Raw genomic sequence first — 22,071 nt, forward strand, 5'->3', positions numbered from 1 at the left:
CCGGTTCACCACTCAGGTCAAGCTGCATCCAAAATGGCTTTGACCTTGTCCCGTAGTTGATCAATCGAAAACGGCTTGCCGATCACTGCCATGCCTGTGGGCACATCAATGCTTTGGGCATAGCCGCTGGCAAACAGGATCGGCAACTCAGGGCGCAGCATCCGAGCCTGTGTGGCCAGTTCACGGCCGTCCATCACCGGCAAACCAACGTCTGTCATCATCAAGTCGATGTACTGATCTTCATCGTTGAGGAACTCCAGCGCCTGTTCGCTGCCGTCGGCCTCGAGCACCTTGAACTCGAGTTCCTCCAGCACATCGACAATCAGCATGCGCACGATGGCGTCGTCTTCGACTACAAGGATGATGGACGCGGTGGTGGGCATAGTGGGGTTCTCAAAGGTTGAATTCGCGATTGTCGGCCGATCGAAATCGCCGGGCTCTTGCTTGAGTAAGTGACGGCACCCGACAAGTTCCCTCGCGGTAGAAAAAAGAATAGCCGCACAAGCGCTGGCAGGATAACCGCTCCCTTGCTCTGGAGCAGTGGAATGTGGATTTTTACGGGAAAAGCTGTCAGAAAATTGGATCAAACCGGCGCTTTTGGGGCAAACTCCTTGGTTTTCAACAGCTCGACAAGGTTTCCCCATGACATCCGCGTCTTCGGTTGATGAGCAACGATTTCGTAAACTCCTGAGCCGCAACGTCAGCCTGCCGTTGGGTGTTGGCGTGCTCAGTGCAGTGTTCTTTGTCTCGCTGATCACTTACCTGTTGTCGGTGATCCAGTGGGTCGAGCACACCGACCGAGTGATCAATAACGCCAATGAATCGATCAAGCTGACCGTCGATCTGGAAACCGGTATGCGCGGTTTCTTGCTCACTGGCGACGAGCACTTCCTTGAACCCTACGAAACGGCCAAGCCGCGAATCGCTGTCGCCGTCAATACCTTGCTTGAACTCACTGCGGACAACCCGGTGCAGACAGACCGTCTGCACCGGCTCCAGGCCTTGCAGAATGAGTGGGCCACTTACGCGCAGGCAATAATTGAATTGCAGCGATCAAGCGGCGATTACCGCGGCGCGGTCAAGGCCGGGCACGGCAAGCGGCTGACCGATGAGATTCGCAAGCAATTTGAAGACGTGATCGACATGGAGCAGCAGTTGCGCACCACGCGTAACGAGGAAGTGCGCCGTACCACGATCTGGAGCATCAGCCTTTACCTGTTGTTCATCGCCGGGATCAGCGCCTTGTTGGCCTACATTGGCCGTCGGGACTTGCTCAACCTTTCACAAAGTTACAGCGCCAACCTTGCCTCGCAACAGGCCAGCGCCCAGCGTCTGGAGCAGCAGGCGTGGCTGCGCAATGGTCAGACCGAACTGGCCGAACAAGTACTGGGGCAACTGTCGCTTAATCTGCTGGGCCGCAACATTCTGCAGTTCTGTGCGCAGTACCTGGGCTCCGCCGTAGCAGCCATTTATGTGCGCGAAGAACATGGCGGTCTCAAGCGCGTTGCGTCGTACGGTTTCTCCCGCGAGCAGGAAGCGCGTGGACAGCAGATTTACAGCGATGAAGGCATTGTCGGTCAGGTGGCGAGCCAGGCTCGCTTGATCCGTCTTGATGACGTACCGAGCGATTACTTCAAGGTCAGCTCCGGCCTGGGCGAAGGGCTGCCGCATAGCGTGTTGGTGGTGCCGACCAGTGACGACGATCGGATCAACGGTGTGATCGAACTAGGCTTCCTGCGCCCGCTGACGGACCGCGATGTCGAATTGCTTGAACTGATTGCCGGCAACATCGGCACATCCATCGAGGCCGCTCGCTATCGTCAGCGCTTGCAGGAGGTGCTGGCCGAAACCCAGCAGCTCAATGAAGAACTGCAGGTCCAGCAGGAAGAACTCAAGACCGCCAACGAAGAGTTGGAAGAGCAGTCGCGGATTCTCAAGGAGTCTCAGGCGCACCTGGAGACCCAGCAGGTCGAGCTTGAACAAACCAATGAGCAACTCGCGGAGCAGGCGCAGATCCTGGCCGACCAGCGCGACGCCATGGACCTGAAGAACACCGAGCTCAATCAGGCCCAGATCCAGCTTGAAGAGCGTGCCGAAGAGTTGCAGCGCTCAAGCAAGTACAAGTCTGAATTCCTCGCCAATATGTCCCATGAGTTGCGCACGCCGCTGAACAGTTCGTTGATCCTGGCCAAGTTACTGGCGGAAAACCCTCAGGAAAATCTCAGCGCCGAACAGGTCAAGTTTGCCGAGTCGATCTATTCCGCCGGCAATGATTTGCTCAACTTGATCAATGACATTCTCGACATTTCCAAGGTCGAGGCCGGCAAGCTTGAGATGCGTCCGGAGAACACCAGTGTCGCGCGTCTGGTGGATGGCTTGCGCGGGATGTTCCAGCCCTTGACGACCGACAAGAAACTGGATTTTCAGGTCGAGGTGCAGGCCGGTGCGCCGATGATGATCTTCACCGACCGCCAGCGTCTGGAGCAGGTCATCAAGAACCTACTGTCCAACGCGGTGAAATTCACCGAAAAGGGCACGGTCAGCCTGACGGTCGCCAGCCAACCAGACGACGGTATCGCGTTTATCATTCGCGATTCGGGGATCGGCATTGCAGCGGATCAGCAGGAAAGCATTTTCGAAGCCTTCCGCCAGGCGGATGGCACCACCAATCGCCGTTACGGCGGCAGTGGTCTGGGCTTGTCGATTTCCCGTGACCTGGCCGCCTTGCTCGGCGGTTCCATCAGTGTCACCAGCGAGCCGGGGCAGGGCAGTGTGTTCACCCTGGTTTTGCCGCAGCAATACGTTGAACCAGGCGAAGAGCCTGTCGAGCCGATGAAAGCCACACTGGTTGCCAATACACCGAGAGTGACGCCCGCCGCGCAGGCACCGCTGATTGGCGAAGTCGATATCCCGCGTTTCGACGACGATCGCACCAAGGCGCCATTCGCCACCCGTTGCATTCTGGTGGTGGAAGACGAGCCGAATTTCGCCAATATTCTTTATGACCTGGCGCATGAACTGGGGTATCAATGCCTGGTGGCGCACGGTGCGGACGAGGGGTATGACCTGGCCAAGGAATTCATCCCGGACGCCATTCTGCTGGACATGCGTTTGCCGGATCATTCCGGGCTGACTGTGTTGCAACGTCTGAAGGAACACGCTGAAACCCGGCACATCCCGGTGCATGTAATTTCGGTGGAAGATCGGGTCGAAGCCGCGATGCACATGGGCGCCATTGGTTACGCGGTCAAGCCGACTACCCGAGAAGAACTCAAGGACGTGTTTGCCCGCCTTGAAGCGAAGCTGACCCAGAAGGTTAAACGCGTCCTGCTGGTCGAAGACGATGATGTGCAGCGCGACAGCATTGCCCGGCTCATCGGCGATGAGGACATCGAGATCACTGCCGTTGGTCTGGCACAAGAGGCGCTGGACCTGCTGCGCACGACGATTTTCGATTGCATGATCATCGACTTGAAGCTACCGGACATGCTCGGCAACGACCTGCTCAAGCGCATGTCCACGGAAGATATCTGCTCGTTCCCGCCGGTGATCGTCTACACCGGGCGCAACCTGACCCGGGACGAAGAGGCCGACCTGCGAAAATATTCGCGTTCGATCATCATCAAAGGCGCCCGCTCGCCCGAGCGTTTACTGGATGAGGTCACACTTTTTCTGCACAAAGTCGAATCCAGGTTGTCCCATGAGCGCCAGAGGATGCTCAAGACTGCGCGCAGCCGCGATAAGGTCTTCGAGGGTCGCAAGGTGCTGCTGGTGGACGACGATGTACGCAATATCTTCGCCCTCACCAGTGCCCTGGAGCAAAAGGGTGCCGCCGTGGTCATCGGCCGGAACGGCCGTGAAGCGATTGAAAGACTCAATGAAGTCGAGGACATCGATCTGGTGTTGATGGACGTGATGATGCCGGAGATGGACGGCTACGAAGCCACCATCGAGATTCGCAAGGACCCGCGCTGGCGCAAGCTGCCGATCATTGCGGTGACGGCCAAGGCCATGAAGGACGATCAGGAGCGCTGCTTGCAAGCGGGCTCCAATGATTACCTGGCCAAGCCCATTGACCTGGATCGCCTGTTCTCGTTGATTCGCGTGTGGTTACCAAAAATGGAACGCATTTAGTGGAACGCAATTTTTCAGTGGAGCGAAATAGCGAAATCGAAATTCGCTTGTTGATCGAGGCGATCTACCTCAAATACAGCTATGACTTTCGCGACTACTCCGGCGCTTCGATCAAACGTCGGGTCAATCACGCGTTGAGCCAGTTCGAGTGCAATACCATTTCGGCGTTGCAGGAAAAGGTCCTGCACGACCCGACGGCGTTCATGCAATTGCTGCAATTGCTGACGATCCCGGTCAGCGAAATGTTTCGTGACCCTTCGCATTTCCTGGCTATCCGTCAGGAGGTGGTGCCACTGCTCAAGACTTACCCCTCGATCAAGATCTGGATTGCCGGCTGCAGTACGGGTGAAGAAGTCTATTCGATGGCCATTGTGCTGCGCGAAGAAGGCTTGCTCGATCGCACCATCATCTACGCCACCGACATCAATCCGCGCTCGCTGGACAAAGCCAAGCAGGGGATTTTCTCCATGGAGAATGTCCGCGCCTACACTCATAACTACCAGCAGGCAGGTGGCCAACGTTCGTTTGCCGACTACTACACGGCGGCTTACGGCTATGCCATTTTCGACAAGACGCTGTGCGAGAACGTGACCTTCGCCGATCACAGCCTGGCGACTGACAGTGTTTTTTCAGAAACTCAATTAATTTCGTGTCGTAATGTTTTGATTTATTTCAACAAAAAGCTTCAGGATCGTGCTTTCAGTTTGTTTCATGAATCCCTTTGCCATCGAGGTTTTTTGGTGCTGGGCAGCAAGGAGACCGTGGATTTTTCGGCCTACGGTAACCAGTTCGAGCCGTTGGTCAAACAAGAACGGATTTACCGAAAATCATGAACAGTGCAGCGAACTTACCTTCTATAGAGGCCATCGTGATCGGCGCCTCGGCCGGCGGTGTGGAGGCCTTGCTGAATATCCTCAGCCCTTTGCGAGAGGGCTTCAGGCTGCCGATCATCGTGGTGTTGCACCTGCCGGACGAACGTCGCAGCCATCTGGCGGAGGTGTTCGCACGGCGAGTATCCATGCCTGTGCTGGAAGCCCGCGACAAGACGCTGGTCGAAGCGGGAACGCTGTATTTCGCAACACCGGGTTATCACTTGTCGGTGGAGCAGGACCGCAGTTTTTCCTTGAGCCTGGAAGCCCGCGTGCATTATTCGCGACCGGCCATCGATTACCTGTTCGAGTCGGCTGCCGATGCCTATGGTTGCGCGTTGGCCGCGGTGTTGTTGACCGGCGCCAACCGCGATGGCGCCCACGGCCTGGCCCAGGTCAAACGCCGTGGCGGCATGACTATCGTCCAGGACCCGGACGAAGCCCAAGTCGCGACCATGCCTCAGGCTGCGCTTGATATACATCGGCCGGATCACATTCTCTCTATTGGCGGCATCGGCCGTCTGCTTGTCGAGCTGGAACGAATCGCATGCTAAGTACTGTCCAAGCCAAACTGTTGATCGTCGACGATTTGCCGGAGAACCTGTTGGCGCTCGAAGCGTTGATCAAGCGCGAAGACCGTATCGTCTATAAAGCCTTGTCCGCCGACGAAGCCTTGTCGCTGTTGCTGCAACACGAATTCGCCATGGCCATTCTCGACGTGCAGATGCCCGGCATGAACGGCTTCGAACTCGCCGAACTGATGCGTGGCACGGAAAAGACCAAGAACATCCCGATCGTGTTCGTCAGTGCCGCCGGTCGTGAGTTGAACTACGCGTTCAAGGGCTACGAAAGCGGCGCCGTGGACTTCCTCTACAAGCCGCTGGATATCCACGCGGTGAAGAGCAAGGTGAACGTGTTCGTCGAGCTGTTTCGCCAAAGCAAGGCGATGAAACAGCAGGTCGAAGAGCTGGAGCAAAGCCGCCGCGAGCAGGAAGCGCTGCTCAATCAACTGCAGAGTACTCAGCTGGAGCTGGAGCAAGCGGTGCGCATGCGCGATGACTTCATGTCCATCGTTGCCCACGAAGTCCGCACGCCGCTCAATGGCCTGATCCTCGAAACCCAGTTGCGCAAGATGCACCTTGCCCGGGACAACGCGGCGGCGTTCACCCTGGACAAAATGCACGCGATGGTTGATCGCGATGAGCGGCAGATCAAAAGCCTGATCCGCTTGATCGAGGACATGCTCGATGTGTCGCGCATTCGTACCGGCAAGTTGTCGATCCGACCGGCGCGCTTCGATCTGTCGGCGCTGGTTCGCGGCTTGTTGCAGAACTTTGCACCGCAGATCGATGCTGCCGAGTCCTCGGTCACCTTTGAGGCCGAGCAACCGGTGGTGGGAAACTGGGACGAATTTCGCATTGAGCAGGTGATTTCCAACCTGCTGACCAATGCGTTGCGCTACGGCGCCAAGAGTCCGATCACCGTTAAGGTGTACAGTGAGAGCCATCAGGCTCGGGTGGAAGTACGCGACTTCGGGATCGGCATCGGTGAAGAGAACCAGAAGCGTATTTTCCAGCAGTTCGAACGCGTCACGGCCAAACACGCTGTCGCGGGGTTGGGCCTGGGGTTGTTTATTTCCGAGCAGATTGTGGCCGCCCATGGCGGTTCCATTACCGTCGAAAGCCGGATTGGCGAAGGCGCCTTGTTTCGCGTTTGTCTGCCGCTTTAGGAAAACAGCCTGATAAACGCAACCTCTGATCGCCCCCACGGTCGTATCAGCAGCTATTGACCGAACAAAGGCTTCCCATGAGTGAAGATGCACAAGACGTCGTATTGATCGTCGAAGATGACCCTTCGATTTTGATGGTGCTGTCAGCCTATCTGTCGGGTGAGGGCTACCGGGTATTGCAGGCCGAAAACGGCGAGCAGGCCTTCGAAATTTTATCGAGCAAACCGCACCTGGACATGATGATCACCGACTTCCGCCTGCCGGGCGGAATCTCTGGCGTGCAGATTGCTGAACCTGCCGTGAAGCTGCGGCCAGAGCTCAAGGTGATTTTTATTAGCGGTTATCCGCAGGAGATCCGTGAGACGGACAGCCCGATCACCCGTAAAGCACCGATCCTGGCCAAACCGTTTGATCTGGATGTACTGCAAGAGCTTATGCAGCAAATGCTTTCCTGATGCAGGACGCCGTTCCGTGACCGGCGCCCTTTCAGTGGCTCACCGTTTTACCTGATCCGCTGCAGTGTAGGTGAAGACAGCATCTGTCATTGCGGTGGGCATCGTCAGTTTTATGATCGGAACCACCGCGCCACTGGTTTTGGCGAAGTAGTCTGTCTGATCATGTTGTGCGCCAGGCAGCCCACCCGCAACGTAGAAAAACGCCTCGATGGGAAGTTCGCGTGGGATGTTTTGCGGCCAGGTGGCAAGGATCAATTCGATGTACTGATGCCGGCCTGCCATGAAACTGCCCAGGTTATGGGCTCGAATGGTTTGATAGAACGAGTCGGCACCCAGATTATTCATCGAATCGCGCACATCAAAACTACACAGCGCATTGTTTGTTCTGAAGTTGGCCAGCCATTGATCACCGGTAGTTATACCTTGTGATTGGCAGCGATTGCTGCGAGCGGGCCTAGGTTTGTAAGGACCGCAGCCAGGATCCTCTCGTTGGTCCGTTGCACCGTCTATAGGAAACGAACATAACACTTCGATCTGCCGCGTACCGGTGGGTCTTGCCAGTACCGGGGCCAATACGAAGCCATTTTTGTACATGTACACCATGCTGGCGAACTTGGCGTCCTTCCTCAAATATGAAAAAGATACGCCTCCGCTGGTTTGGGAGCGTGGGCTAGGGTTCCAGCTCGAATACTGGGTCGACGGCACTGTTGCGCGCAGCATGATGCCTGCGCACAGAAACGCAGGCATCGAAGCCTTGCCACAATTTTGGCGAGTATCGTTGTAACGACTGGTCAGGTTGGCGGCGACCGCTGCACCACTGGCCGTTGCTGCGGATGAATACATTTCTACGCTGGAACCCGATCTCATGGTCCTCGCGAAGGTCTGTTCGACTGGCGGTGGTGGTTCTTGTTGTTCGTGGACCTGGCAACCCGAAAGGGCAACCATCAATACAAGAGCGATTATCTTCTTCATGAGCTTTCATCCCTTGAAAGTTAACCTGCCTATGGCAGGCGAGCGCAAAGTTGCCTGCAAGCAGACACGCTGCGTAGTTCAGGGGGAATTAAACCCGTAAAGAAATGCTGCGAATAGCTGTCAGAGTTGACAGTTGACAGTTGACAGGCTCCAAAACCAGGCTTATCCGTTTATTGGCGGATCATCTCCCGCACCGTCGCCGTCAGCAGGTCGAAGGTGAACGGCTTGGTGATCATCTGCATCCCAGGATCCAGAAAACCACCGCGCACTGCCGCGTGTTCCGCGTAACCGGTGATGAACAATACCTTGAGGTCCGGCCGGTATTGCCGGCCGATTTCCGCCAGTTGCCGACCATTCATGCCGGGCAATCCAACGTCGCTGATCAACAAATCGATACGCTGCCCGGAATCGAGAATCGGCACCGCGCTGTCGGCATCGCCAGCCTCGACGAAGGCATAGCCCAGATCACTCAACACCGTACTGACCAGCATCCGCACCGCCGGATCGTCTTCGACGATAAGCACCGTTTCGCCATTTTGTGCGAACGAAGCGTGCTGGATGTCCATCGGGCTGTCCTGAGGCACGTCACCGCCGAATCGCGGGAGAAACAGGCTCACCGTGGTGCCTTCACCTACGCCACTGTGAATGGCGACGTGGCCGCGTGATTGTTTGCTGAAACCATAGATCATCGACAGTCCAAGGCCGGTGCCCTGGCCGATGGGTTTGGTGGTAAAGAACGGATCAAAGGCTCGGTTGATAGTGCTTTGCGGCATACCACACCCAGTGTCGGTGACACTGAGCACCACGTAATCACCCGGTTGAAGGTTGCTCTGCGCTTCGGTGAACTCAATGCCCAGATGCTGATTGCTGGTTTTCACTACCAGTTTGCCGCCATCGGGCATCGCATCCCGAGCATTGATCACCAGATTGAGCAGGGCGCTTTCCAATTGATTGGGATCGGCCTCGGCCACCCAGAGACGCTCGTTCAGTTGCATGTCCAACTGAATGGTTTCGTTGATGCTGCGCTGAAGCAACTCGCCCATGGAGACCACCAGGGTGTTCATCTCCACGGGTTTGGAGTCCAGCGACTGACGCCGTGAGAACGCCAGCAGACGGTGGGTCAGGCCTGCCGCGCGGTTGGCTGAGGTCACACCCAGATCGATAAGGCTGTCCAGATCGTCGGTGCGGCCACGGGCCAGACGTCGGCGCAGCAACTCCAGGCTGCCGATGATGCCGGTTAGCATGTTGTTGAAGTCGTGGGCAATACCGCCGGTGAGCTGGCCGACCGCCTCCATTTTCTGCGATTGGCGCAGGGCTTCTTCATTGTGTCGCAATTGGGCGGTGCGTTCTTCAACCTGCTGTTCGAGGGTTTCGAGGGTGTTTTGCAACCGCAGTTCGCTTTGACTCAGATCGACCAACCGGTCCCTGGCTTCGTACTGTCGTCGACGGCCGCGCAGCGCGGTGGTCACCAGGCTGATCAATGTTATCGGGTGAAAGGGACGCTCAAGAAAGGTCACGTTCCCCAACTGTGGGCCGTAACGCGACGCCGGGTTTTGTTCCGGGCCGCCATGATAGGTCATCAATACAATTGGAAGATCCGACCAGGCAGGCTGTTGCTCGATCAGTCCGAGCAGCGGTTCAAGATCACCGCCCAACAAGGCCTCGGAAGAGATCAACAGCAATCCTGCTCCTAGCACCAGCTCGCTGCATAACGCCACCAGGTCCCGAGCAATCACCCCGTCGTAACCCGCTTCATTGAGCATCATCAGCGCAATTTGGCTGTCGCGACCCAGCGGCGCGAGAATGATCGCGCGCTCGGACATCGCTTGCTGGGCAATCACGGGCTATGTTCCTCAAGTAAAGGATTGCTCGCACCCAAATAAGTCGGGACACCCCGCAATACCCCTTGAAAAGCATCCAACGGTTCACCAATGGTCATGCCCTGAGCGCTGATTCGGTATTCGCGAATGGTTGATTCATGGCTGCCCGTGCGTTTCTTGATGATCGAGATCGCCCGGCGAACCTTGCCCAATGCCTCGAAGTAGCGCAGCAGGATGACCGTGTCGGCCAGATAGGTGATATCCACGGGCGCTTGCATGTCTCCGACCAGTCCATGCTGGGCGACGGTCATGAAGGTCGCGGCACCCTGGCGATTGAGGTACAGCAGCAACTCGTGCATGTGCAGTACCAGCGCGTTTTCCTCTGGCATCGCCGCCTGATAGCCATTGATGCTGTCGATCACCACGGTCTTGATATTGCCCTCATCGACGCAGCGACGAACCCGGTAGGAAAACTCTCCTGGGGACAACTCGGCCGCGTCCACTTGCTCGATCAGCAGGTTGCCAGTGTCTTGCAGCGCCTTGAGGTCGATGCCGATGTTATTCATGCGCTCGAACAGCAAACCGAGCTCTTCATCGAAAATGAACAGCGCGGATTTTTCGCCACGCGCTACGGCGGCAGCAGCGAAGATCATCGAGATCAGTGATTTACCGGTACCGGCCGGGCCGAGGATCAACGTGCTGGAACCGGTCTCGATCCCGCCACCGAGCAGGGCGTCCATGGCCTTGATGCCGCTGGACAATTGCTGGCGGACATAGCGACCGCGATGCTCGGCGGCCACCAGACGCGGAAAAACATGCACGCCATCGCCCATGATAGTGAAGTCGTGAAACCCGCCTCGGTACTTCTGACCACGGTATTTCACCACACGGATCCGCCGCCGCTCGGCGCCATAGTTGGGGGTCAGTTCCTCAAGGCGAATGACGCCGTGGGCCACACTGTGCACGGTTTTGTCCAGGGCTTCGGTGGTCAGGTCGTCCAGCAACATCACGGTGGCGTCATAGCGCACGAAGTAATGTTTGATCGCGAGGATCTGGCGACGGTAGCGCAATGAACTTTGGGCCAGCAGACGGATCTCGGAAAGGCTGTCAAGCACCACGCGGGTCGGCTTGACCCGTTCGACCACTTCGAAAATCTGCTTGGTGGCTTCGCCCAGTTCAAGGTCCGAGGAATACAACAAGCTCTGCTGATGCTCGGCATTGAGCAGGCTTTCCGGGGGCGTCAGCTCGAAGATGTGGATGTTCTCATCCAGTTCCCAGCCGTGGGACAAGGCTCCTTGGCGCAGTTCGCGTTCGGTCTCGGACAGGGTGATGTACAACGAGCGCTCGCCGGCACGAGCGCCGGCCAACAGGAAATGCAAAGCGACGGTGGTTTTACCGGTGCCGGGTTCACCCTCCAGTAAAAAAACATGCCCGCGGGACAGGCCACCGGCCAGGATGTCATCCAGACCTTCGATGCCGGTGGCGGCTTTTGCACTGAATAACTCGTTTGATGTAGACAAAAAATGCCCTCTCAGGACTAGGGAAAGCGAGGCAGCAGGCCATAAGTGCCTGAATGGACTGCCTGTTCTCTTGACCCTTGGCCGAGACGACGAGTTCAACGAAATTTTTGCTGTGGTTAAAGCCCTTGCTGCAAGGCCGGGTCGTCGGGATTGAGTTGTTCAAGTTGCGCCAACAGAATCTGTACGTTCTGTAGCTGGCCGCTTTCTTTCCAGTAGTTGATCAATAATATCCGGGCTCTCCGGTCGGCCGGGTGTCGCTGGACGATCTCCTGTAACTGTTTTTGCGCTGCTTCCAGTTCCTGTTGATCGTGAAGCGTGGTGGCCAGGTCGTAGCGAAAACCCTTGTTGTCCGGCTCCAGTTCCACGGCTTTGGAAAGGCCAAGCAGGGCGAACTCACTTTGTTCGTGATGCAGCAGCCAGAGTCCCAGGGCATGTTGCAGATAGGCCGAGTCGGGCTGGGCCTTCAGTTGCTTGGCCAACAGTTGTCGGGCTGCATCGTTTTGGCCCAGGCGATCCAGCACGTCTATTTGCATCACCAGTGCGGGCAGGTTGCCGGGCGCAAGACGCAAGGTGTTCTCCAGTGCCTGCTGCGCCTCTTTCCATTGCGCGTTGTGAAGATGTAGCCGAGCCGATTGATAGTGGTTGTCGGCGCTTTGCGGTTGACTCTTCAGGTCCTGTTCCCAGGCCTCGATGGTTTGTTCCAGCGGCCCGAAGTACAAACCAAGATCGTCCGGCGATAGCCCCAGCAAGGCGTTCACGGCGGCATAGCGGACGCGCTGTTCGCTGTCATCGAGTAACGGGCCCAGCAGCAGACTGCGCTGACCGCTGGGCACCAGACCGCTGATGCTTTTGATCGCCGCAATGCGCACGTCCGGTGACTCATGCTGTAAGTCCACATCCGCCAGTTTCAGGGCCACGGAGCTGGGGTAGTTGGGCAGTTCGGCATGCAACCAGATGCGGCGTTTGACCGATATATCAGGGCGCCCCAATTGCTGGTAGAGGACCCGCGCTGCGCCCGGTTGGCCTGCGCGAGCCTGATTCAGCGCCTCGCTATAGCCGCGCTTGATCGCCTCCGGCACGGCCGGGGTTGTAGTGCGCAGGAAAAACCAGGCAACGCCGATGGCAAACAGGACGCAGAGGCCGATGAGCAGGAAGCGGCGGGGCTGGGGCATGCAGGAATCCGGGAGCTGGCAAGCTGTTGCAAAGTGTCCAGCTTCGGTCAGGCAAGGCTGTGAGTCAAACCAAGACTCAGTTCAATTGTCAGTCAGTCAATTCGAGGCGGTCTGGCCTTTCGATGATTTTTCCTACAGGTTGCGTCGACATTGAAACCCAGTTTGCGTTTGAAAGCCGCATGGTCGATCGCCTGACCATGATGCTGGGACTGTTGCCGGCCACCCACGACGAGCAATCCAGCGAGCTATTCGAATAGGAGGCTTGCGTGTTTTGGGCGATGAAATGCCTACTTGCCGCCGATTGTCGCCAGTGAAGCGTTGCTCCGCCAGCGTCAGAGTGAAGAGCGCCGACGGCGTACGCTCAAGCAGCGGTTTGCGATTTCTGGCGAGGAATGGGAGAAATCCAACACGGAAGTTGCAGTGGCGCAGGCCGAATTGGACTTGCAGCGTACGCGGGTCGAAGCGCCTGTGACGGGTTACGTCACCAATCTGCTGACCCGTCAGGGTGACTACGCTGTGGCCAGTGGCGCGCTGTTGGCGTTGGTGGACAGCGACTCGTTTTATGTCAGCGGCTACGTTGAAGAAACCAAGCTGCCGCGAATCGAGGAGGGCGACCGGGTCAGGATCGAATTGACGAGCGGCGATACCTTCGGCGGCACTGTGCAAACCCAGTTACACCTGGGTCAAACTGGCACAGCGGGTGCCGGTGCGGATACAGATCGACCCCGATTACGCGGCCAAAAACCAACTGCGTGCAGGGACCACCGCTACCGTCAAAGTCCTTACCAGATCCGACCATGGGCTCTTGGACGCAACAACTGGCTCTTCGCCGGCTCGCTCTGTTGACGGCCTTTCACTTGGTATGCGCGGACTTCAGGCAGTGTCGCTGTGATTGCTACGGACCCCTTTGGCATTGGCTGTAGCGCGTTCTCGGCATTAGCAGTGAGGAGGGCAGGAGTAACATATTCAGGCTTGTTGCAAGCTGTTCTAAGAACCTCAGTGAGCGATTAGCCTTACCATTGTTTAAATCCAAAAAGAAAGAAGTGACTGGTCTGCTCGTGACCATTATGAGAAGGCTTATATAAAAGCTCGCGCAATTGAGAAGTTTCTCTTTCCAAAGTGCAAAAGAAATTTCGGCCCAGAGTCCGAAGAATTCAAATACTTATTACAGCTCCGCGATTTTTGCGACGTGAATGGCGTCGTTCGTATGGAACAAGAGCTTAAAGCGGAATATTTAACCCGCGAAGGCCTCGACTGGTGGGGCTTATTAGACGAACGCCGATTTTACGGCATACATGAAAAATTCTTGGCGATAGACCAAAAACTACAGGTGACCGCGATGGAGTATGACTCTATAGCAGAACGTTTGTTGGCATCAGGTGTTGTGACTAACACCAAGGCGGCTAACTTAACTGCAAATGTCGCAATGCAGTGGATGCACAAGCATACATTTGATTTTTCTAAGTCCCAGACTCAGAAATATCGCGCTCGCCTTAATCGTATCGGGATTAACATTGCTCAGCCTTATGATGCGACCCGCAATACGTTAGTTTTTGTCCGTCGAGCAGAAGAGATTGTTACTTCCGACATTCTTGTTTTGCCTACTTGGTATCGTAAACCTGCTATGCACCTATCATTGGTGGCTGCATGATTCAGTCGGCACTGAAAACTGTGAGCATGCAAGGCACTCAACTTAGCTCGGGACAGCGTAGGCAACTGGCTTTTCAGCAACAGACTCATCAGTCGTTTATGAGTTCAGTACTTGCTAATCAGGTCAGAGAGACGTTGAAGGCTGTAGAAACTCTGAAAGAGCAGGGTGCTAAGCCAGAGCGTGTTTGGTTCATTGAACGTCAAGAGACGGGCACAATCTGTGTTGCCGAATGGATGGGATTCTAATGGATAAGAAGCAGTTTCAAGTTCTACGCTGGAATGTCGAAGCTGACATTCGCAACCATACTACTGACGAAGTGCTCGTTAAGAGTATTGCAAATGACGTTATGCGTACTGTCCTTGCTGACTTCTCAGCTCAAGCGGTCATTCGGCAGCGTAATAAACGTCAGTTTCTAACTTTCAGGCGTAATCCTGAACTCACCGCGCCCAGTTGGGCATACCGTAAGCCTGGCACTGTCCCTGGCTTTCCAACACTAAGATAAGGGCTTTATATGTCTTCCAATACTATTGTCGTTGAAGTAACTGGAAATTTTCGCAGCGGAACCGCAGCCAAATCAGGAAAGCCGTACTGCATGTTTGAAGCTTACTGCCATCTGCCAAACATTCCTTATCCGCAGAAAGCAACTTTTTATGCTGAGCTTCCGAACCAAGTGCCCAAGCCGGGTAGTTATGAGTGCGATGTTATTGCCTCCGTTCGTGATGATCGCTTGGTATTTGAAGTTGATCCACGTCAAGGCCGTCGTGTTGATTCGCCCATTCCTGAAAAACCACGTACTTAATGGATTCCTTATTTTTCAGTCAAATCACTCTCGGTGATTTATGGCTACTCCAGTTCGTGCAAGGCGTCGTAGCTTTATTGGCGCTTGGCATGATTCACGGTCATCAGAGGTAAGGTATGGCTATTTCTTTTAGTACATACCTTTATTTTCTGGGGGCTTTTCTCGGTGTCTTTGGACTTGGCATGGTTGTTGGCAAGTTCCTCTTAGGCATTAAACAAATTTTAGACGTAGGTATCTGATATGAAAAAAGTTCAACTGAGCAATCAACGTAAAATCTTGGCTAATGTTGCAGGGCTGACGCTTTTTGCGTTTGCTGGCCTTGCATCAGCAGCTGATGCTCCAGCATTTGATGTAAAAGCTTTTCTTGATCCCGTGGTTGCTACTTTGACAGCCAATATCCCGATCATCATTACATCAGTTGCAGGTGTTTTTGCTCTTGTATGGGGTGCGACTACTGGCATTTCCATTGTTAAGCGTTTCCTTTCTAAGGCAACGTCTTAATCATGTTGGGCAGGGTTAAATCAATCCTGCTTTTTGCCCTGGTGCTTTTAGCATCGGGGCAGTCTGCTTTTGCCGCCTTTAAGAATTCAGCATCTGATGAGCTATTTCCTAGCGCTGAGGCTGCTTGCTTATCTCGGATTCAAAACCTAAATCCCACTTACCAATTTCGTAACTTGGCGATTCTCCCGGTAGGCAGTTTAAAAGGTCGCTATAGATGCACTTATGAATACAGCAAGGAAAGCGCTCCTAATACTTGGCTTCGTAACGAAATGTCCGGCATTACTGAGGTTTCACAATGCACCGTAGGTGAGGTGCAAAGTTTTAAAGGCGCAATATCGTCTGTTATTTTTACCGAAAAAGAACAAAAGTATTTTGTACTTGGCAGCGCTCCAGCCTCCGGTTGCTACAGTAGTTGCACGTATGAATCAAAGGTTAGCAAAACCGACTCTTGTTATTTGTTAAAAGGCTCTACTACTCAGGGCTATTGTAATTATTCGTTAGTAAACTCCGGTCAATCTTGCTCTGCTAATACTTTGTCTCCTGCTGATCTTTCCGGCGACTCTTTAACACCGCCAGTGACAGACCCCGGCACCGGGACTCCTGATCCAGGCACAGGGACTCCTGGAACCGATCCAGGCACCGGCACACCTGGCACTGATCCAGGCACCGGCACTCCCGGTACTGACCCAGGCACCGGCACACCGGGCACTGATCCGGGCACGGGTACTCCAGGCACTGACCCAGGTACAGGCACGCCGGGTACTGACCCCGGCACTGATCCTGGCACCGGCAACCCCGGCACTGGGCCAGGAACGGGTACAGGCAGCGGTGAAGGTGATAAGTATGGTGCTGTCGGCAGCGCAGAATATTCTCGTGCTCAAGACTTAAATGCCGCGAACTCTGGAATATCTAAAGGTGTAGATCAGGCTCAGGACTCCTTGGGTGATGCTGCAAATAAGGCATTAAATGATGCTGGCAAGGAATCTAAGGATGCCGAACGTAGTGTTTCTGATCGGTTCAAGTCTTTTTTACCTTCGTCTTCAGCTTGCATAAATCCACAGCTAAGATTGCTCTCGTGGCTGTCTATTACCATAGATATTTGCCGATATATTTTTGTTAAAACATTACTTTCGTGGGTATTCAGCGTCTCTACTCTTTTTTATGTGTTTCGGGTATTGACGTCTTTGGGCTCCACTACCTCTGAGGTTTAAATGCCTGCTATCTATTTGTTGCTTTCCGGCATTAGTAGTTTTCTTGCCGAAACTTTTGGTCGTTATCTTTCAAGAAAGCTTGCACGTGTTACGGGCGCTCTATTGACACTTGGCGTCTTGTTTGCAGCGGCTTACGCTTCGTTGAATGCGCTTTTAAATGTGTTGTCGGTTCAATTTCCACCCGAGTTATCATCATTGTTGTCTGCATTCTTGCCGGACAACACGCTCGTATGTATTTCTACGATTGTTTCAGCTCGCTTCATTAAGGCGGCGTTTGATTGGCAAGCTCGTTTAACCGCCATTAGTTTGCAAGGATAATTTATGCCTGTATATGCCGTTACCGGAAAGTTAGGCTCTGGCAAGTCGCTGTATTCGGTATTCAAGATTCAGCAGTACTTGTTTCAGAAGCGACGTGTGGCGGCAAATTTTGATGTGAATATTTCAAAGCTTTTGCATCCTACCAATAAAACCGCGAATGTTTGCCGCCTCCCTGATATGCCTTCAGCCGATGATATAAAGGCGCTTGGCCGTGGTGACGGCATGCCCGATGATTCGGATTTTTACGATGAGTCTAGATTTGGTGTGATTGTCCTGGACGAAGCGGCACTTTGGCTGAACTCTCATGATTATAAAAAGAATGGTCGCCGAGAGCTGTTTGATCTCTTCATATTGATTAGGAAAATGTGCTGGGATGTTTATATTCTTATTCAGAATATTGACGTACTGGACACTCAGCTCAGGAAGAGTATTTGCGAGCACGTTGTTTATTTGATGCGCTTGGATCGCATTAAGCTACCTGGCATTTCTCAGCTAGGATTTATTTTGACGCTTGGTTTCTGGTCAGGACATTTACCACGAATGCACCATGCAGTAATTCGTTATGGTTACGGCGCTAATGCACCTCGTGTTGGTTCTGAACAGTTTCGTGGCACGTCCTTATACGGTGCATATAATACGCGTCAAAAGTTTTATGAGGTCTCGCAGATAGAAGGCACTTACTCTATCTTGCCTCCTTGGTATGTGCGCAGGCGTTTACCGTCTTCGCCTTTGAATGGATCTTTCTTTATGCGGCTCACCAAAATTTATTGGAAAAGACTTAACCGGATTCTTTGCTTTATTTTAGGGGCATTGCTGATTGCGGTTGCATTCACTTATTTCCGACCTATTGAGCCTGCTCAAATTTCTTCTTCGGTGCCGGTAGTTAAGCTCTCCCTTGAGCAGTATCGAGACTTCAAAATAGTTTCTTCACGTCTGTTCAATAGTCAGTGGTTTTACGTGCTAGGTAATGGTGATCGGCGTGTAACGTCTGACGACTTGATAAGTCTTGGATTAGGTGTTTATCCATTAGGAGCAGGGCAGTTAAGGCTTCATTCAGGCAGCGATTCTATTTTTATATTTAGGTGATCTATGCGTTATTTCTGGCTTGGGCTTCTCTTTCTGTTTTCCTCGTATTCTTATGCGGATCGTGTTGAGTTTTCAAATGCTCAACTGGGTGAAGTCGTGTCTTTTTTGGCACCTAAGCTCAATCGCACAGTCGTTATTGGTGCTGATTTATCATCTAAGCAGGTGTCTTTGTATGGCAGCTATGATTCGCCTGAGCAGTTAGAGATTTTGCTTCAGCGGGCTATTGAGTCTGTTGGATTGTATTATTCAGTGTCAGGGGAAGTCGCGACTATTAGTTCTGTTGTGAAGTCATCACCTTCCGCTTATTCGCCGTCTTCTGATGTTGACTCTCAATTCGCGGGTTCTGTTGATACGTCTGCACCGGTTCCTATCGATCGTTATGAGGTTAGCCATGTATTCAAACTGGCACATATTCAATCATCTTTTGCCGTAGATTCACTGATGCCATTTTTTTCGGCGGAGCAGGGTGGTACTAGGCCTTTATTGATGGCGTCACCTACAACAAATTCTATTATCTTCTCTGGCTCACCGTCTCAACTTGAAGTTATGACTATGTTGGTTGCTGAAATTGATCATCAGCGCGCCCAGGTGTTAATTACTGCCGTAGTCGCTGAGTTGTCCGATACTGACTTTGAAAGTCTTGGGGCTAATTTCAGAGCGGCCAATGATCGGTTGAACATTGGTAGTGTTACGCTAAAAAATCGCTCTGATCTTGGTGTCGAGCTGACGTTCTCAGGTCCGCGGCTTGGTGCGTTTGTCCAGGCTGTTCAAAACTCCGGTAAGAACAAGATTCTTTCAACGCCTCAGCTCCTGGTACTGAACCGCGAGAAGGCCAGTATCGTTGTAGGTCAAAACGTGCCGTTTCTGACCGGTACAACCACCAGCGCGGCCACACCGGCCGATAATCCTTACCAGACGATCACCCGTCAAGACGTAGGTTTGACGCTCGATGTAACGCCGTTTATTACGCCCAATGGTGATGTCGAGCTGGACATTAAACAGACCGCATCGAGCGTGTCGAATGACCGCACAGCATCGGACGTGATCACTAATACTCGACGTCTGAACACGAAAATAAAGCTTCACGATGGTGACGGTGTTTTACTCGGCGGACTTCGTCAGCAGACGACCGAGGACACGGTTTCAGGCATTCCAGGTCTTCGAAATATTCCGTGGATCGGCCGGTTGTTTGAGTACCGTTCGACTAATAACAAGTCGACCAATCTGGTTATTCTGATTTCTGCTCGCGTGTATCATGACTCGACACCGTCAAGGGCTCACGGCCTTGATAGCGCCTCAAAGCTCAACGGTGCTTTAGGTCATTTGAACTGAAGGCTACGAGCGACGGACGCACGCGCAGCGGGCGGCTGGCACACGTGGCCAGCGTCGGTATTTTTCTCAGTGTTCGTTACTGCAGGCGTTATCAACGGCCTCGAGGACTTTCTACCAGATCAAAAGCAGCAGCCCCGACGCCCAGGCTTCGTATCAGAGGGTTCGCATAATGTATATTATGTTAAATTATGTGTCGGAGCGGAACTTCTCCAAAGCATTCCGTTGATGTCAGCGACTATGGTTAGCCGGAATTTCCTCCTACGTCCTATCTATCTGTTTTAAAAAGAAAAAATTTTTCTGCATAGGTCGTGATTCCCTAACCAGGGCTTGTTCTCCGGAAACGGCCCCATAAATTTCTCGGGTTTAGACACAACTGATGCAACTCTGGTTGACCAAATACGTTTTTCCGGCTGATTTCCGTCGTTTTTCCGGCGATTTAGACTTATGCATTTCAGTGCCTATTCCCCTGGAACCCTTTAGGTGCGCTCCTTTCAATAATTTCCCCCAGTATGACCACGCCTTCTAAAAAATATCGATGGTTTGCATCTTTCCGGTCGATGACTACATCAAATCAGACAATAGCTGAGGTTCATTCCGTTGTCTGACTGCTCATAATCTTACATCCCAGCGTCACGATTGATGTCCGAGGAATCGTTGAACCTGTTTTGCCGACGGTTTCCGCACTCGAAGTGAGGATGCCTCCGGATAGGTGTTAAAATCTCTGATGTGCGCAGAACATTGAATTTGTCGTCAGCTTCTACTTACCTTCATCGTGGACATGGTGTGCGTCATACCCGAGGCGGAGAGAAGGATTAGGTGTGGTGTAATATCCGATAACTGTCAGACCCGGATATTGCATAACTCCGCTTAGCCGTCCAAGCTAATGCCATTCCAGTACCGTATTGGTCCATTCATGTCACGCATCCCTCAACCGCTGTTTGATACCTTCGAGTGCTTCCTCGAGCTCAACTTTCTCCAACTTAATAATGAGCGTGCAGCCGTCCAGCAATATCTCAAGAGTTTCGAGGATAATTGTCACGCCGTTGACAGCTACTTGGTCGTGCGGAGTTTTTTGAAATCGTACGCCGGCAACCAGTCCACCTTCAATTCTTTCAGGACACATGTCGAGCGCCTGTTGCTCTGGTCGCTGATTGTGGCGCGGAAACCGCTGTTGGAGCTTCGCCGCACTGATGCGGAGCAATTTATGGAGTTTTGTCTTAACCCGCCGGCGGACTGGGTTGGTCCTGTAGTCAAGTCCAGGTTCAAGCGCGTCGGCGGCCGGAAGCGTTTTGAGTCAGATGAGTACGTCGTTAATTCTGATTGGAGGCCTTTCTGTTACACCGTTTCAAAACGGGAACGCAAGCTTGGGAATGAGGCGATCAGTGAACTCTCCTCACGTCCTTACCATATGGCCCAAGGCTCGGTGGCTCAGGTCTTCGCTGTCTGCGGTAGTTTCTTTCAACACGCGATGGATGAAGGCCTTACAGAGGCTAATCCGTTCCGGGCCATCAAACAGAAGTCGATTTACAAACAGCGGAACATACAGGACGTCGCGTCCCGATCGCTCACTGAGCTTCAGTGGAGTTTTGTAATCGACACGGCAGAACAGATGGCTGACGAAGACGCTCGCCACGAGCGCACGCTGTTTGTGCTGGCCACGCTGTTCGCAATGTACCTCCGAGTGTCTGATCTGGTCGGCCGTGATAACTGGCGGCCGACTATGGGAGACATTCGACGAGACACGACGGGTAACTGGTGGTTTCACGTCGTCGGCAAAGGCAACAAAGGGGCCAAGATCAGTGTCCGGGACGAGTATATCCAGGAGTATCTAGTGCGTTATCGCCGATCATTGGAACTGTCTCCTCTTCCCTCACCACAAGAAAAAACACCGTTGATTGCGACGCTCAAAGGACGCGGCGGACTGTCGGATCGACACATACGATCGCTTCTTCAAACGGTGTTTGATCGGGCACTGCAACGTATGCAGTGTGAAGGTTGGAGTGAGGATGAAATCGACCAGCTTCGCTCAGCGTCTCTGCACTGGCTTCGCCATACCGCGGCTACGTTTGACGCGCCACTTCGTGACATGAAAGACCTACAAGCGGATTTGCGTCATAACAGCCTTAGCACCACACAAAATACTTACTACAACAGCCTTGATGAGCAAAGAGCTCGCTCAGTCAAAGAGCTCAAAATGCGCAGATAGCCTAAAGGCTTTTTTGTTCATGAGCTCATCCCTGCCCTGCTCCTTCGATTTGGATTCGGCACCGGCGCATTACAGGTTCAGCGTTGCCTCTGAAATTCCGGTTTATCGGGCTTGTGACTTCATGAATTTGAAACTTTTCCATCAGAAATGCCGGTAATGCGTATTTCGGCCCATCGTGACCGCCCGTTTCGGTACAACGTGACCGACCATTTCGCTAACGCGTGACCGCTCATTTCGCTAACAACGTGACCGATTTTCCGCCTGTTCCGAAACAGCCGGTCACGCTCTTACCGAAA

At 53.5% G+C, this 22,071-nt stretch carries 20 protein-coding genes and 1 pseudogene; 16 read left to right on the forward strand and 5 right to left on the reverse strand.

What is annotated here, in order from left to right:
* Positions 1-17: 17 nt before the first annotated feature.
* Entirely contained in the window at positions 18-383 is a 366-nt protein-coding gene (locus tag ACXPVS_RS11935) for a response regulator (RefSeq protein ID WP_458510107.1), read from the reverse strand.
* A gap of 259 nt (positions 384-642) precedes the next feature.
* Here ACXPVS_RS11935 and ACXPVS_RS11940 point away from each other — a divergent pair, with 259 nt between their 5' ends.
* The 5 genes from ACXPVS_RS11940 to ACXPVS_RS11960 all read left to right on the forward strand — a co-directional run bounded on the left by ACXPVS_RS11940 (position 643) and on the right by ACXPVS_RS11960 (position 7,187).
* Positions 643-4,134 (forward strand): response regulator, encoded by a 3,492-nt coding sequence (locus ACXPVS_RS11940; RefSeq protein WP_458510108.1) that lies wholly within the window; start codon positions 643-645, stop codon positions 4,132-4,134.
* The gene (locus tag ACXPVS_RS11945; protein WP_458510109.1) at positions 4,134-4,967 is read left to right on the forward strand and encodes a CheR family methyltransferase; all 834 of its coding nucleotides are present in this window, start codon (positions 4,134-4,136) and stop codon (positions 4,965-4,967) included. The genes ACXPVS_RS11940 and ACXPVS_RS11945 overlap by 1 nt, the downstream gene beginning before the upstream one ends.
* Positions 4,964-5,557, forward strand: a complete 594-nt coding sequence (locus tag ACXPVS_RS11950) for a chemotaxis protein CheB (RefSeq protein WP_458510110.1) — start codon at positions 4,964-4,966, stop codon at positions 5,555-5,557. The genes ACXPVS_RS11945 and ACXPVS_RS11950 overlap by 4 nt, the downstream gene beginning before the upstream one ends.
* A complete protein-coding gene (locus ACXPVS_RS11955; protein ID WP_458510111.1) occupies positions 5,551-6,732 on the forward strand; it encodes a hybrid sensor histidine kinase/response regulator in 1,182 nt (393 codons plus the stop codon). The genes ACXPVS_RS11950 and ACXPVS_RS11955 overlap by 7 nt, the downstream gene beginning before the upstream one ends.
* A gap of 77 nt (positions 6,733-6,809) precedes the next feature.
* Positions 6,810-7,187 carry a response regulator gene (locus tag ACXPVS_RS11960; protein ID WP_458510112.1) on the forward strand — a complete coding sequence of 126 codons (378 nt, stop codon included), beginning with the start codon at positions 6,810-6,812 and terminating at the stop codon, positions 7,185-7,187.
* Positions 7,188-7,226: 39 nt separating this feature from the next.
* Here the strand turns inward: ACXPVS_RS11960 and ACXPVS_RS11965 are convergent, their stop codons facing one another.
* The 4 genes from ACXPVS_RS11965 to ACXPVS_RS11980 all read right to left on the reverse strand — a co-directional run bounded on the left by ACXPVS_RS11965 (position 7,227) and on the right by ACXPVS_RS11980 (position 12,671).
* Positions 7,227-8,159 carry a halovibrin HvnA gene (locus ACXPVS_RS11965; RefSeq protein WP_458510113.1) on the reverse strand — a complete coding sequence of 311 codons (933 nt, stop codon included), beginning with the start codon at positions 8,157-8,159 and terminating at the stop codon, positions 7,227-7,229.
* Between the two features lie 170 nt (positions 8,160-8,329).
* On the reverse strand, positions 8,330-9,982 hold the full coding sequence (locus ACXPVS_RS11970) for a response regulator (protein WP_458510133.1): 1,653 nt from the start codon (positions 9,980-9,982) through the stop codon (positions 8,330-8,332).
* A 14-nt stretch (positions 9,983-9,996) separates the two neighbouring features.
* Positions 9,997-11,499, reverse strand: a complete 1,503-nt coding sequence (locus ACXPVS_RS11975) for an ATPase domain-containing protein (RefSeq protein ID WP_458510114.1) — start codon at positions 11,497-11,499, stop codon at positions 9,997-9,999.
* A 116-nt stretch (positions 11,500-11,615) separates the two neighbouring features.
* Complete coding sequence (locus ACXPVS_RS11980; protein ID WP_458510115.1) at positions 11,616-12,671, reverse strand: tetratricopeptide repeat protein; 1,056 nt, start codon at positions 12,669-12,671, stop codon at positions 11,616-11,618.
* A gap of 122 nt (positions 12,672-12,793) precedes the next feature.
* Between ACXPVS_RS11980 and ACXPVS_RS11985 the strand changes: the two genes are divergently transcribed.
* From ACXPVS_RS11985 to ACXPVS_RS12035, 11 genes and pseudogenes are all read left to right on the forward strand, one after another.
* A complete protein-coding gene (locus tag ACXPVS_RS11985) occupies positions 12,794-12,928 on the forward strand; it encodes a hypothetical protein (protein ID WP_458510135.1) in 135 nt (44 codons plus the stop codon).
* A gap of 43 nt (positions 12,929-12,971) precedes the next feature.
* A pseudogene (locus ACXPVS_RS11990) lies at positions 12,972-13,563 on the forward strand (HlyD family secretion protein); the annotation flags it as partial.
* Between the two features lie 315 nt (positions 13,564-13,878).
* Complete coding sequence (locus ACXPVS_RS11995; protein WP_458510116.1) at positions 13,879-14,322, forward strand: phage/plasmid replication domain-containing protein; 444 nt, start codon at positions 13,879-13,881, stop codon at positions 14,320-14,322.
* Between the two features lie 244 nt (positions 14,323-14,566).
* Positions 14,567-14,824 (forward strand): hypothetical protein, encoded by a 258-nt coding sequence (locus tag ACXPVS_RS12000; protein WP_458510117.1) that lies wholly within the window; start codon positions 14,567-14,569, stop codon positions 14,822-14,824.
* A 9-nt stretch (positions 14,825-14,833) separates the two neighbouring features.
* Positions 14,834-15,121, forward strand: a complete 288-nt coding sequence (locus ACXPVS_RS12005) for a propanediol utilization protein (protein WP_458510118.1) — start codon at positions 14,834-14,836, stop codon at positions 15,119-15,121.
* Between the two features lie 240 nt (positions 15,122-15,361).
* On the forward strand, positions 15,362-15,622 hold the full coding sequence (locus ACXPVS_RS12010; protein ID WP_458510119.1) for a hypothetical protein: 261 nt from the start codon (positions 15,362-15,364) through the stop codon (positions 15,620-15,622).
* Between the two features lie 2 nt (positions 15,623-15,624).
* A complete protein-coding gene (locus tag ACXPVS_RS12015) occupies positions 15,625-16,833 on the forward strand; it encodes a hypothetical protein (RefSeq protein WP_458510120.1) in 1,209 nt (402 codons plus the stop codon).
* The gene (locus tag ACXPVS_RS12020) at positions 16,834-17,151 is read left to right on the forward strand and encodes a DUF5455 family protein (RefSeq protein WP_458510121.1); all 318 of its coding nucleotides are present in this window, start codon (positions 16,834-16,836) and stop codon (positions 17,149-17,151) included.
* Positions 17,152-17,154: 3 nt separating this feature from the next.
* A complete protein-coding gene (locus ACXPVS_RS12025) occupies positions 17,155-18,237 on the forward strand; it encodes a zonular occludens toxin domain-containing protein (RefSeq protein ID WP_458510122.1) in 1,083 nt (360 codons plus the stop codon).
* Positions 18,238-18,240: 3 nt separating this feature from the next.
* Positions 18,241-19,569, forward strand: coding sequence for a type II secretion system protein GspD (locus ACXPVS_RS12030; RefSeq protein WP_458510123.1), 1,329 nt, complete (start codon positions 18,241-18,243; stop codon positions 19,567-19,569).
* Between the two features lie 913 nt (positions 19,570-20,482).
* Complete coding sequence (locus tag ACXPVS_RS12035) at positions 20,483-21,775, forward strand: tyrosine-type recombinase/integrase (RefSeq protein ID WP_458510124.1); 1,293 nt, start codon at positions 20,483-20,485, stop codon at positions 21,773-21,775.
* Positions 21,776-22,071: the final 296 nt, after the last annotated feature.

It is taken from the genome of Pseudomonas sp. Ma2-10, assembly GCF_054330215.1.